This window comes from Streptomyces mirabilis, assembly GCF_039503195.1.
Classification (GTDB): Bacteria; Actinomycetota; Actinomycetes; order Streptomycetales; family Streptomycetaceae; genus Streptomyces; species Streptomyces mirabilis_D.
Genome location: NZ_JBCJKP010000001.1, coordinates 1,704,823 through 1,718,145 on the forward strand (window position 1 = coordinate 1,704,823; position 13,323 = coordinate 1,718,145).

7 protein-coding genes are annotated in these 13,323 nt (G+C 73.7%); 5 read left to right on the plus strand and 2 right to left on the minus strand.

All coding sequences use genetic code 11. The annotated features are described in order from the left end of the window. Positions 1-26: 26 nt before the first annotated feature. Genes AAFF41_RS08325 through AAFF41_RS08335 form a run of 3 tightly spaced genes read left to right on the plus strand, consistent with a single transcriptional unit; the run spans position 27 to position 6,578 of the window. Positions 27-1,190: an AAA family ATPase gene (locus AAFF41_RS08325; protein ID WP_319746070.1), complete on the plus strand. Its 1,164-nt coding sequence runs from the start codon at positions 27-29 to the stop codon at positions 1,188-1,190. After that, entirely contained in the window at positions 1,177-4,830 is a 3,654-nt protein-coding gene (locus tag AAFF41_RS08330) for a vWA domain-containing protein (RefSeq protein WP_343323772.1), read from the plus strand. Before AAFF41_RS08325 ends, AAFF41_RS08330 begins: the two co-directional genes overlap by 14 nt. Next, positions 4,827-6,578 (plus strand): hypothetical protein, encoded by a 1,752-nt coding sequence (locus AAFF41_RS08335; RefSeq protein ID WP_343323773.1) that lies wholly within the window; start codon positions 4,827-4,829, stop codon positions 6,576-6,578. The genes AAFF41_RS08330 and AAFF41_RS08335 overlap by 4 nt, the downstream gene beginning before the upstream one ends. 13 nt (positions 6,579-6,591) lie before the next feature. Here the strand turns inward: AAFF41_RS08335 and AAFF41_RS08340 are convergent, their stop codons facing one another. Then, positions 6,592-7,179 carry an Rv1733c family protein gene (locus AAFF41_RS08340; protein ID WP_319745473.1) on the minus strand — a complete coding sequence of 196 codons (588 nt, stop codon included), beginning with the start codon at positions 7,177-7,179 and terminating at the stop codon, positions 6,592-6,594. Between the two features lie 270 nt (positions 7,180-7,449). Here AAFF41_RS08340 and AAFF41_RS08345 point away from each other — a divergent pair, with 270 nt between their 5' ends. Together AAFF41_RS08345 and AAFF41_RS08350 are read left to right on the plus strand one after the other, a co-directional pair. Further along, positions 7,450-8,535 carry a WD40/YVTN/BNR-like repeat-containing protein gene (locus AAFF41_RS08345; RefSeq protein WP_343323774.1) on the plus strand — a complete coding sequence of 362 codons (1,086 nt, stop codon included), beginning with the start codon at positions 7,450-7,452 and terminating at the stop codon, positions 8,533-8,535. A gap of 173 nt (positions 8,536-8,708) precedes the next feature. Then, positions 8,709-11,156: a SpoIIE family protein phosphatase gene (locus AAFF41_RS08350; RefSeq protein ID WP_425526238.1), complete on the plus strand. Its 2,448-nt coding sequence runs from the start codon at positions 8,709-8,711 to the stop codon at positions 11,154-11,156. Here AAFF41_RS08350 and AAFF41_RS08355 read toward each other — a convergent pair. Further along, the gene (locus tag AAFF41_RS08355; protein WP_343326269.1) at positions 11,131-13,185 is read right to left on the minus strand and encodes an AfsR/SARP family transcriptional regulator; all 2,055 of its coding nucleotides are present in this window, start codon (positions 13,183-13,185) and stop codon (positions 11,131-11,133) included. The two genes, AAFF41_RS08350 and AAFF41_RS08355, sit on opposite strands and share 26 nt — an antisense overlap. Positions 13,186-13,323 lie beyond the last annotated feature (138 nt).

Consider the following 13,323-nt stretch of genomic DNA (forward strand, 5'->3'; position numbering starts at 1 on the left):
CGGCAAGGACGGACGTGACGGAGGCGATGGGCGTAACGGGTGTGCCGGACGTGTCGAGCGTGACGGGCGCGCGGCAGATCGAGCTGCCCGAGGACCGTCATGCCGAGGAGCTGGCGTTTCTCGCGGCGTACGACGAGGGGCCGCGACCGCCGGGCTGGCGCCTGACCCCGCGCGCCGTGGTGACGTTCGTGTGCGGTTCGGACGGCGAGGCGCTGAGCGGCGCGGACGGGCGACGGCTCGTCGTGTCACGGAAGTTCGTGGGCGACCGGGGACTCGTCGAGCGGTGCGTGGTGACGCTCGCGGGCGAGCGGGGTCTCCTGCTGGTCGGCGAGCCCGGCACCGCCAAGTCGATGCTCTCCGAGCTGCTGGCCGCCGCCGTGTGCGGCACCAGCGCGCTCACCGTGCAGGGCACCGCGGGCACCACGGAGGACCAGCTCAGATACGGCTGGAACTACGCGATGCTGCTCGCCGCGGGGCCGAGCCGAGCGGCCATGGTGCCCTCACCCGTGCTCACGGCCATGACCCGGGGAGCCGTCGCCCGGATCGAGGAGGTCACGCGTTGTCTGCCCGAGGTGCAGGACGCCCTGGTGTCCCTGCTGTCCGAACGACGCATCGCGGTACCGGAGTTGGCCGGCGGCCCGGAGGGGGACGGCACGGTGCACGCCGTGCCGGGGTTCACGCTGATCGCCACGGCCAACCTCCGTGACCGCGGTGTCTCCGAGATGTCCGCCGCCCTCAAGCGCCGCTTCAACTTCGAGACCGTCGGACCGATCGACGACCTCGACGCCGAGACGGAGCTGGTCCGAGGCCAGGCCACGGCCGCGCTCGCCCGCTCGGGTGCCCGTTTCTCCGTCGACGACGCGGTGCTGGAGGCGCTGGTCACGGCCTTCCGGGAGCTGCGCTCGGGCCGCAGCGCGGAGGGCTGGGAGGTCGAGCGGCCCACCACGGTGATGTCGACGGCGGAGGCGGTGCAGGTCGCCACGTCCATGGGCCTGGGCGCCGCGTATCTCGGGGACGGCAGGGATGTCGTGCGCACCCTGCCCGGCCATCTGCTCGGCACGGTACGCAAGGACGACCCGGCCGATCACGCACGGCTGCTGGGCTACTGGGACGGTCCGGTGCGGCGGCGCGCGGAGCAGGGCGCCGCGCTGTGGCGGACGCTGTGGGAGCTGCGCGATGACCTCGTGTGAGGCGGCGCCCGACTCGGCGGGGTCGCCCGAGGTGGCTCTGGAGGCGCTGGCCGAGTGTCGGGAACCGTTCCTGATCGGCGTGCGGCACCATTCACCGGCGCTCGCGGCGGCCGTGCCGGGCATGCTGTCGGCGGCGGCGCCGGAGGTGCTCCTCATCGAGCTTCCGGAGGAGTTCGCGCCGTGGCTGGAGTACCTGGGGGACGCGGCGACGGTGCCGCCGGTGGCGCTGGCGGGGAGCCGGGAGCACGGCGGGGTGGTCTTTCTGCCCTTCGCCGAGTTCTCCCCGGAGCTCGCGGCGATTCGGTGGGCGAGGGGGGCAGGGGTGCCGGTCGTGCCGTTCGACCTGCCCCTGGCAGCGCGGGACGCGGAGGAGCGGACGCGGGAGGTGGCGGAGGAGCCGGGTGCGGGCCGAGCGGGTGGCGGACGTGGGCGGCTGGCGGCCGCCCTGCGAGCGCGCGCCGGAGGCCGGACGGAGGACGACCTGTGGGCGCGGTTGGTGGAGTCGGGCGCGCCGGGCGCCGCGCCGGAGGAGTTGCGGCGCGCCGCGCTGCTCGTCGGCTGGGCGTTGCGGGCGGACACCGGAGAGGACGCCGTGGACCCGTACGACCTGCGGCGCGAGGCCAATATGCGGGATCGACTGGCCGAGTGTTCGGGGCGGCGTACGGCAGCGGTGATCGGGGCGTTTCACGCGCCCGCGCTGCTGCGGGCTGGTTCCGGGCCGGTGGGTTCGGGTTCCGGCCCGGTGGATTCGGGTGCCGGGCAGGTGGGTTCGGGTGCCGGGCAGGTGGGTTCGGGTGCCGGATCCGCGGAGGGCGTCCCCTCGGTCATCACCTCCCTCGTGCCCTACTCGTACCCGCTGCTCGACGAGCGCTCCGGGTATCCGGCCGGTATCCGTGATCCGGAGTGGCAGCGAGGGGTGTTCCGGGCGGCCGGGGAGCCGGGACGACTGGACGACTTGCTGACGGCGACGGCTGTGCGGATCTGCGCCGCCGTCCGCGAGGCGGGACATCCCAGTGGCCCCGCCGACGCCCGGGAGGTGGTGCGGGTGGCGCGGGACTTGGCCACGCTGCGCGGGTTGCCCGCCGCGGGCCGGGGCGAGCTGGTCGAGGCTGTGCAGACCGTGCTCACGCAGGGCCAGTTGCTGGGTCGGGGGCGGGTGGTGGCCACTGCCATGGAGCGGGTGCTCGTCGGTGACCGGCAGGGGAGACTCGCTCCTGGCACGCCACGCTCCGGCCTCGGCCCGGCGGTCGAGGGCCTCCTCGCGGAACTCTCGCTGCCCTCCCCCACCGCTCCCGCCCGTCGTGAGCTGCGGCTCGACGCACTGCGGTCCGAGCTCGACCGCCGACGCGAGATCTGTCTGCGCAGGATGGCGGTCTGCCGTGTCCCCTACGGCGAGGAGGCCGACGTCGCCCGGGTCGGCGACGGCGCCGCGCTCACCACCCGGTGGACGGTGACCTGGACGCCCTCGACCGCGGCGATGCTGGAGGTGACCGGCGTTCACGGAGTGACGTTGGAACAGGCGGCCGGCGGCGTACTGGCGCGGCGACGGGCGGCGGAGCGGCGTGACGGCGGTCCGACCGCGGCCCAGGTGCTCGCCGGGCTCGAGGACGCGGCCCGCTGCGCCCTCCCGAAGCTCGCCTCGGAGCGCCTCACGGAAGTCGCCGAACTGCTGCCCGCGTCCGGTACCCTGCCCGAACTCCTCAGCGGGCTCGACCTGTTGAGCCGGATCGGCGCGGGACATGTGCCGGGGCTGCCCGCCCTCTGGGAGAAGGAGCGGATCGAGGCCGCGTACGAGGAGCTGGGGGCCGCCGGTGTCCGCGCGCTCCACGGGCTGACCGGCTCCACCGACACCGCCGACGCCCGCGCTCTGGTGGACCTCGCCACCCGGGTGGACGGCGCGGGCGGCGGACTCCGGCTCGCGGACGCCCTCGGCCGCCTGGACGAGGACGCTACGCCGCTGATCCGCGGCGCCGCGGGAGCCGCCCGGGTGCTGCTGGGGCTGCGGGAGGCGACGGAGTTCGGCACCCGGCTGGCCTCCCGTGTCGACGGTGCCGTGACTCCCGAACTCCGTTCCGACCTCACCGCGTTCCTGCGCGGCACATTGCTCGCCGCCGGTCCGCTGCTCGAGACGGGCGAGGCCGTGGACCCGCTCCTGGAGCGCGTCGAGTCCCTCACCGACCGGGCTTTCCTCGACCGCCTGCCGGCCCTGCGCGCCGGCTTCGACGTGCTGGCGCCGGCGGCCCGGTCCCGGATGCTCGCCGCGGTGGAGGACCGCACCGGCCGCGCGGTGGGCGCGTTGCCGGACGCGGTGGCGGAGCCGGGGTTCCTGGCCCGGATGGCGGCGGCGGATCTGGCGGGGCGGACGGCGTTGGCGGCGGCGGGGTTGGACCCCTTGGGCACGGACGCGACGCCTGCCTCGATTCAGACCCCGCACGACAACCCCGGCGTGCCCCACGGTCCTGCCGTATCCCACAGTCCGGTGCCCAACAGCCCTGCCGTACCCGGCAGTCGCGCCGTGTCCGACCTTCTCGGCCCCGGAGATCGCTGGCGGCTCCTGCTGGGCAGGGCACGGCAGTTGACGGGGCGGGCCGGCCGGATCGCCCGCGCACTCGACGAGTTGTACGGCAGCGGACGCGGCGAGGGGGTGGGAGAGCCCGGCGACGACGGTGCCGGCGGCGGGAGCGAGGCGTCGTTCCCGGATGTGCGGAGCTGGTCCGAGGAGCTGGCGGCGCTCTTCGGGCCCGGGGTACGAGAAGAGGTGCTGGCCGCGGCGGCCGACGCCGGACGCGTCGACGCCCTGCAGGAACTCGACCCTGCCTCGGCCCGCCCCTCGGTCGAGCTCCTGCGGACGGTCCTCTCGTACGCGGGAGGCATGCCCGAGCAGCAACTGGCGCGGCTTCGGCCCCTGGTGGCCCGGCTCGTCAAGGAGCTCACGGACGCCCTCGCCCACAGGCTGCGGCCCGCCCTCGCAGGTCTCGCGCATCCGCGGCCCACCCGCAGACCGGGCGGCCCCCTCGATCTCGCCCGCACCGTGCGCGCGAACCTCGCGACGGCGCGCCGCGATCCGGCGACGGGAGCGGTGACGGTGCTGCCCGAGCGGCCGGTCTTCCGTACCCGGGCCCGCAAGGCGGCCGACTGGCGGCTCGTGCTGGTCGTCGATGTGTCCGGGTCCATGGAGGCGTCGACGATCTGGGCGGCGCTCACCGCGTCCGTGGTCGCCGGGGTCCCGGCACTGAGCACGCACTTCGTGGCGTTCTCGACGGAGGTCGTGGACCTCACCGATCAGGTGGACGATCCCCTCGGGCTGCTCCTCGAGGTGCGGGTCGGCGGCGGGACGAGCATCGCCCGGGGTCTGCGGCACGCGCGCTCACTGGTGACGGTTCCCTCCCGCACCCTGGTCGTCCTGGTCAGCGACTTCGAGGAGGGGGGTCCGGTGGGCCCGCTGCTGTCCGAGGTGCGGGCACTCGTCGACTCGGGGTGCCACGTTCTCGGCTGCGCCTCGCTGGACGACGCGGGCCGACCGCGCTACTCGGCCGGTGTGGCGGGGCAGTTGGTGGCCGCGGGCATGCCGGTGGCGGCCCTCAGCCCGCTGGAACTGGCCCGCTGGGTGGGCGAACGCATGGGAGGTACACACCGATGACCACGCTTCCCCCGGTGACGGCCGAAGTGGCGGCCGGCGCGCTGGAGTCGCTCCCGACCCGGCTGCGCACACGTGCCGACTCGGCCGCGACCAAGGCGGCCAACTGGCCCGTCGCCGTCACGGACGCGACGGTCGTGGTGCGGGTCGACGACTCGACGACGGTCACTCTCACCACCACGGCCGGGGTGGTGACGTCCGCCGAGGATGCCGTGTGCAGCTGTCTGCTCGCGCCGGCGTGTCTGCATCGTGCGGCGGTCCTGACGCTGGCGCCGCTGGCGGAGGAGACGGACCAACCGGCGGCGACGGCTGTCGTGCCGTCGGACGCCGGGGACTCCACCCCTGTCGTCCCTCCGGAGACCGGGGCCTTCGACCTCACTCCCCCGCAGTCCGCGGCGGTGGACGCCCTCCGGGTGGCCGCGACCGCCGTACTGGCGGCCGGAGTGACCGGCTCCGGTGCCGTGCTCCGCGCCACGCTCCTCCATGCCGCCCACTCGGCGCGCGTCGCCGGACTCCACCGCGCCGCGGCCGCGGCCGTCCGGGTGGCGCGGCGGCTCTCCGAGGCGGGCACCGGGGACCCCGCGTTCCGACTGCCCGAACTGGCTTCGGAGCTGGCGGAGTTGCTGACCGTCGCCGCCGGGCTGCGCCGGGCGCCGGACCCGGGTCTGCTCGGCACCGCGCGTCGGGCTTATACGGCGAACGGTTCGCTGCGAGTGCACGGTCTGTTCACCGAGCCGGTGGTGACCGCTTCGGGGTACGCGGGGGCGGTCACGTACGCCCTCGCGCAGGACGGCCGGCTCCGCTCGCTGTCCGACGTGGCGCCGGGCGACGCCGACCGCGCTCGACAGGCCGCGGGCTCCGCGGTCCCCGGCGGCAGCGCCCTCACCCTGCGGGAACTGGGCGACCACGGCGGGGCGATCCTCACCGACGCGACCGTCTCGCCGGACGGGCGGATCGGCGGTGGCGGCGTGATCCGTTCCGTACGGGCGTCGGGGGCCCGTTGGCACGAGGAGCCGCTCGACACGCTCTGGCGGCGTTCCCCGGCCGACCAGGTGGCCTCCGCGCTGCGGTGGTCGGCCGAGCCCGCGGACGAACGGGACGTGGGTGGTGACCTGCTCTTCCTCACCGGGACGATCACCGGCGGAGGGTTCGCCGTGGACGGTGGTCCCACGGTGCGCCTCCTGGCGCCGGACGAGCGTCCCGGACTCCCCTACGTCGAGAATCTCCGGCTTCTGGCGGGGGCCCACGGTCTGTCCCTGCGGCTCGTCGCACGGCTCGCGGCGGACCGGCCGAGCGGTGTACGCGCCCTCGCCGCGGCCTGGCAGGGCACGGACGGCGACCCGGTCCGCGCGGACCTCGGCCTGCGCCGCCTCAACCGCACCCACCTGCCCAGGACCGCAACGGCCGTCATCCCTTCCACCTCAGCGCCCGCGCTTCCCACGGAACTCGACCTCCTGCGGCGGGCCGTGGACCGCGCGGTCGCGGGAGGCCGCGCCGTCACCGCCACCGTGGCCGACGGCGCACTCCCCCGTCGGCTCGCCGCGGTGGGTCTGACCACGGGGGCCGCGTGCGCGCGAGCGCTGGTGGACACCGCGTCGGACCGGCGCCATGACGCGCTGGGCCGACTGCGGCCGGCCGACCCGGAGGCGTACGCCCGCGCCTGGCTCGCGTCGTCCACATACGCCTCGGCCGCGACGGCGTCCCTCCTCACGGCCGCGTGGGCACCGGAGGGGGCCCACGATCCGGCCTGACCCCGGGGTCTCCTCAGCCCGTCTTCCGCCCCCACAGGGGTCCGACCCGTTGCCAGTCCTCGTCCCACTGCGCCATGCGCCGTCGTTCCATTCGTCCGCGTACCAGCCGTCCGCCGATGAACGGCACACCCGCGACGCTCACCCCCACCAGGACGCCCACCAGCGCGGCACGCAGGTGGGCCTGGGAGGGCGTGGGGGGCTTGGTGACGAGGCGACCGTCGGCGTCCGTCCACACCGTCGCCGGGGTGCCCGCGGGGCTGCCGACGGACACCCGGGCCTGGCCGGTGTGCGGCGAGCCGTCCGGCGCGGTCCAGTGGACCTTCGCCCAGACCGTGTCGGCGTCGTTGGCCGGCGCGGTCGACTTCGGCACGTCGTCGTCGAGCAACGCCTGAACGGAGTGCCACTCGGCCCGCTGCCTGGCAAGGCCGTTCTCCACGGACTGCGTCGCCAGCAGACCGGTGAGCACCCCGCCGAGCGCGGTGAGCGCCCAGGCGACGAGCACGATCCAGGCCTCCAGCGCGTCACTGCGACGCCGCAGCGGATTGCGACGCCATCGCCACAGCCACACCTTCGGAGCCTTCGGACCACGGAATGCCGCCATCGCTGGCATCCTCCTCACGACCGCACGGACATGCCACATCGCCCTCCCATACGGGATCGGTCCCTGCGATGCTCACAACGAGTCCCACGACCCGTGCGTTCCAGGGATCCGGCCATCCCTCGCCCGCAGGCGCGTCGGCCGGGACGAGACGTCGCCGATGACCGACGCCACCCGGCTGACCTGCGGAAATTCGACGTACAGAGGAGACTGTCAGTGCCGGGGTGCAGACTGGCCGATGTCTGAGACGACGTCGTCGCGGAGGTGGTCGGCATGGCCGAAGTACTGCTCACCGTCGGTACACGCAAAGGGCTGTTCATCGGACGGCGGCGCGGCGCCGCCTGGGAGTTCGACGAGAGTCCCTACTTCAACGCGCAGGCCGTGTACTCGGTCGCGATCGACACCCGCGGCGAGACACCACGACTGCTGGCCGGAGGGGACAGCGCGCACTGGGGTCCGTCCGTCTTCCACTCCGACGACCTGGGACGGACATGGACCGAACCGGCACAGCCGGCCGTCAAGTTCCCTAAGGACACCGGGGCTTCGCTGGAGCGGGTGTGGCAGTTGCACCCGGCGGCGGCCGAGCCGGACGTGGTGTACGCGGGCACGGAGCCGGCCGCGCTGTACCGCTCCGAGGACAGAGGCGAGTCCTTCGAGTTGGTACGGCCCCTGTGGGAGCACCCCACCCGGTCACAGTGGGTGCCGGGCGGCGGTGGCGAGGGGCTGCACACCGTCCTCACCGACCAGCGCGCCCCCGGGGCCGTCACGGTCGCCGTCTCCACGGCGGGGGTGTTCCGCACGCATGACGGCGGAGCCAGCTGGGAACCGTCCAACTCCGGTGTCTCCGCGGTGTTCCTGCCGGATCCGAACCCGGAGTTCGGTCAGTGCGTGCACAAGATCGCACAGGACGCGTCGACCCCGGACCGGCTCTACCTCCAGAACCATTGGGGTGTGTACCGCAGCGACGACGCGGGCGGCGCGTGGACCGACATCGGCGCGGGCCTGCCGTCCACCTTCGGGTTCGCGGTGGCCGCGCATCCGCACCGCGGCGACACAGCGTACGTCTTCCCGATCAACGCGGACGCGGACCGCGTCCCGGCCGACCGGCGCTGTCGTGTCTTTCGCACACAGGACGCCGGCAGGACCTGGGATCCGCTGACCGCGGGTCTGCCCACGGAGGACCACTACGGCACGGTGCTGCGCGACGCGCTCTGCACGGACGGCGCGGACCCGGCGGGTGTGTACTTCGGCAATCGCAACGGCGAGGTGTACGCGTCGGCGGACGACGGGGACAGCTGGCGGCAACTGGCCTCACATCTGCCGGACGTGCTGTGCGTACGCGCCGCGGTCGTCGGCTGAGGCCCGGGAGCCGCCGCTGGGACGACATCCGGCACCGGTCACCCGGCGTGGTGATGCCGACCCGACCGGTAGCGAATTCACCGCGTCGAACGGTCCCTTGCGCCGCTGGCGCGCCGCTGCGGGAGGCGCGAGCATGGAGGTATGGGGATGGCGGTGAAGACGTGACACCTGCGATTCCGGAATCGGGCGAAGGTCCCGGCACAGAGCCCTATATCGGTGCGGAAGAAGCAGCCTCGGACGCGGCGGCGATCGTCACCCCGGCCGGCATGGTGATCGGCTGGACCAGAAGCGCGGAAGAACTCCTCGGTCGTTCGGCCCGCGAGGTCGTCGGAGGCTCCGTCGGCCGTCTGCTCGCCGTGCCCGAAGACCCCCGCCGTGTAGCGGCGATCATGGAACGCTGTCGTGAGGGCCAGCCCTGGAGCGGAGTGGTCACGCTGTCGCATCGCGACGGCCGTCGTGTCGAAGTGAATCTGCGGATTTCCGCGTCCTTCCAGGTCGGCGACGACGAGTGTTTTCTTCTCTCGGCACGGGAGCGCGTCACGCGCTGGGCCATGGGGCAGTCCGTGCTGGACGGGTTCCTGACCCGCTCGCCCGTGGGAATGGCCATCGTGGACATGGACCTGCGCTGCACCTGGGTCAACAACACCCTGGAGAGCATCGGCGGCATACCGCGTGAGCAGCGTCTTGGCCGGCGCCTGACCGACCTCTTCCCGGGCCTCCATGCGGAGACCCTCGAGGACGTGATGCGCAAGGTACTGCGGACCGGCGAGCCGGTCAGCGACTTCGAGTACCTGGGCTGGAGCTGGGCCGACCCGCATCGGCAGCACGCCTACTCCACGTCGTTCTTCCCCCTGGTGGACGTCGAGGGCGCCGTCACGGACATCTGCTACATGGTGCTCGACGTCACCGACCGGTGGAACGCCCGCCAACTGATCTCCATGGTCAATGAAGCCGGCGCCTGTGTGGGCAGCACCCTGGACGTCATGGAGACCGCCCAGGAACTGGCCGACTTCGCCGTGCCCCGGTTCGCCGACTTCGCCATCGTGGATCTGCTGGAGCCGGTCCTCAGCACCGAGGGGCACGGACCCTGGCTGTCCGACACGGGTCCGGCGGTGACGGGGCCGGTGATGCGGCGGGCGGGCATGAGTTCCGTACGGAAGGGGTGTCCGGAGGCGGTCGCCCGGGTCGGCGATCCGGTGGACTTCATCCCTCCCCCGCACGATCTCGACCTCCTCGTGAGCGGCGAGCCCGTCCTCATACCGGTGCTGAACCCCGACAACCCCCAATGGGTCGTCGAACAGCCGTCCAGGACCTCGAGCATGCGCGAGTTCGGACTTCACTCACTCATCTCCGTGCCGATGCGGGCACGGGACACCATCCTCGGCCTCACCACCTTCGTCCGCTCCCAGAACCCGGCTCCCTTCACCCCGGACGACGTACTGCTCGCCCGGGAACTGGTCGCACGGGCGGCCGTCTGCGTCGACAACGCCCGCCGCTACACACGGGAGCACCACGCCACGCTGACGCTCCAGCGCAGCCTTCTGCCCCATACGCTGGAGGGCGGCATGGCCGTGGACGTGGCCTCCATGTATCTGCCCGCGGACGCCAAGGACGGAGTGGGCGGGGACTGGTTCGATGTCATCCCGTTGTCCGGAGCCCGAGTCGGCCTCGTCGTGGGCGATGTGGTCGGCCACGGTCTGAGTGCGGCCGCCACGATGGGCCGGCTGCGTACCGCGGTGCAGACGCTCGCCGACATGGATCTGCCGCCCGACGAGCTCCTGGCCCACCTCGACGACCTGGTGCTCCGCCTCAGCGAGGAGGAGTCGCACGACGCGTCGGCCGACCTGATCCGGACCACGGTGATGGGTGCCACCTGCCTGTACGCCATCTACGACCCGGTCACACGGAACTGCACGCTCGCCCGGGCCGGCCATCCGCCGCCGGTCCTCGTGACCCCGGAGGGCCGGGTCAGCTTCCCGGAACTGCCGGCCGGTCCGCCCCTGGGGCTGGGTGGACTCCCGTTCGAGGCGGTCGACATCGAACTCGCCGAGAACAGCCTGATCGGCCTCTACACCGACGGCCTCATCGAAGGCGGCGAGCGGGACGTCGAGGTCGGAATGGCCCACCTCAGGGACGCCCTGTGTCCTTGCGACCTCCCGCTCGAGACGCTCTGCGCCAACGTTCGGGGGATGACCTCCACGCCGCAGTCCGACGACGTCGCGTTCCTCGTGGCGCGCACGCACGCGCTCAGCGCCGACCACGTCGCGTCGTGGGACGTGGCCTCCGATCCCGCCGCCGTGGCGGGGGCCCGCGCCCTCGCCACCCGCCAACTCCGTGCATGGGGACTGGAAGAGCTGACGATGGCGACCGAACTCGTCGTCAGCGAGTTGGTCACCAACGCGGTGCGCTACGCCCCGGGCCCGGTGCGACTGCGACTGTTGCGCGCATCCCGTCTGATCTGCGAGGTCACCGACACCAGCAACAGCTCCCCGCGACTACGGCACGCCCGGACCACCGACGAAGGGGGACGCGGCCTCTTCCTCGTCGCCCAGCTCACCCACCGCTGGGGCACCCGCTACACACACGAGGGAAAGATCATCTGGGCGGAACTGGACTCGTAGGCGCCCGCAGCGCGGTGGTGATGTCGGCGAGGTGGTCCTCCACACGGCCGAGGGTGATCAGACCGCTGCCCGCGCCGGCGAGTTCCCCGGCGGCCGGCAGCAGGCGGGCGCGGGCCCGCTCCAGGACGTCCCGGTCACCGACCTCCAGCGCGACCACGGACTCCAGGCAGCAGCACACCTCGTACATCAGGTCGCGCGGCGGTTCCGGGAGCGCGCGCAGTGCCGCCCGGGCCTCGGCCCGGCGTCCGGATGCCAGCAAGGCGAAGGGCGTGGCCCAGGGACGGTACGGGCCCCAGTCCGCCCCCGGGTCGATCTCGACCGGCCCTGGACCGGAACCTCGTGGACCGGTACCCCCTGGGCCAGTTTCCCTTGAATCGGTGTCGGACCACGTCCTCCTGCGCTGCACCCGCAGGCACAGCAGGGCGAGCGGAAGAAGTCCACGCTCCAGGCCCGGCATCCCGGCGCCGTCCAGCCGTGCGGCGGCGTCCCGGTAGGCGGTCTCGGCCCCCGCCGGTTGCCCGGACGCGGCCAGCCGCAACGCCCGGTACCACTGGGTGAAGACGCTCGCGAGCGGCAGCTCGTGGCGCTCGGCCAGCCGGTCCACGGCGGCGGCATGGCGGTCGGCCGCGGCGAAGTCGGCCAGCGCGCCGCGTGCCTGGAGCCGGATGAGGTGACCGAGTACCTCATAGGTCACCAGGTCGTGCCGCGCGGCCAGTTCGACCAGCTCCCCGCCGATCTCGTCACGCCGCGGGGCCAGCCCCGCGCGGGTGAAGGACTGCATGAACGCCCCGTTCAGCGCGAACGCCAGCAGCGCGGGATCGTCGAGACGACGGGCGATCTCCTCCGCCTCGCGGGCGGCCTGGAGACCGCGCGGCGCCCGGCTGCCGCGCGTCTCCAGGGCGATCGTGGCCAGCAGGCGGCACCGCGCGGCCTCGTGCGCGTCGCCCGGCAAAGCGGTGAGGGCGCGCTCGGCGGCCTCGACGATCCGTCGGGCCAGCTCCGGATCGTCGCTGCGGGTCCAGATCGCGGGGACGTCGTAGGCGCCGATCACCCGGGCGGTCAGGTCCGGGTCGCCGAACTCCTCCGCCGCCGCGATGGCCTCCATACGGTGCTGCCTGGCGGCCGCGAGCCCACCGCCCCCGGTGACCGCGAGGTTGCGGATCAGACTCACCGTCGTCTCCAACCGGGCCCGGGCACCGGCGGCGACCGTACGGTCGTAGGCCGCCGCCGTCCGTGTCCACAGCCGGGCCGCGGTCGCCGTCGGCCCGGCCGGGGGATCGAGCCCGGGGTCCTGGGCGAGGATGTCCGCCTCCAGGCGGCGCAGCCGAAGCCCGGGGTCCACTCCCAGCTGGTCGGCCAGAACCGCCCGGGCTCTGCGCAGCACGCCCAGCGCATCCCCCTGACGGTCCTGCCGGTACAGCGCCAGCGCCAGCAGCCGCCAAGCGTCCTCGCGCCAGGGGTGAGCGGTGAGGTGTACGTCCAGGTCGGGCACCGCCTCGGCGGCCAGGCCGAGGTCCAGCTGCGTCCGGGCCCGCTGCTCCACCGCCTGGAGCCGCAGCTCGGCGAGGCGGGAGCGCTCGCCCCGGGCCCAGTCCTCCTCCTCGAACTCGGCGTAGGCGGGCCCGCGCCACAGGGCCAGCGCCTCCTCCAGTCGCGGCAGCGCTTGCGTGGCCGGCAACCGCGCGGCGGCGCCGACGGCCGTCTCGAAGCACCAGGCGTCCACGGCGTCCGGCTCCGGGCGCAACGCGTACCCGGGGCCGTCTGTGACCAGCAGCCGGGCGGGGGCCCGGGACGGACGGTCCGGCTCCAGGACGCGTCGCAGCGCGGCGACAAAGGTCTGTACGGCGCCCACGGCGCCGGGCGGGGGATCCGTCCACAGGTCGCCGACCAGGTGGGTGACAGGGACGACCCGGCGGCGGGCCACCACCAGCCGGGCCAGCACGGCCCGGTGCCTCGGTCCCTTCAGCGCGAGCGCGCGGCCGTCGCTCTCGGCCACGGTCGGTCCGAGCACACCGAACGTGACCCGCACCCTGCTCGCCTCTCCCGACACCTTCGCCACGGTACTGCGCCGATGCGCCACGGTACTGCGCCGCCGACCTGCTGATCACGTACTGAGCACGCGCTGATCACCTGCTGATTCGCGCCCGGCAGGCTCGTCGCGTCCGTC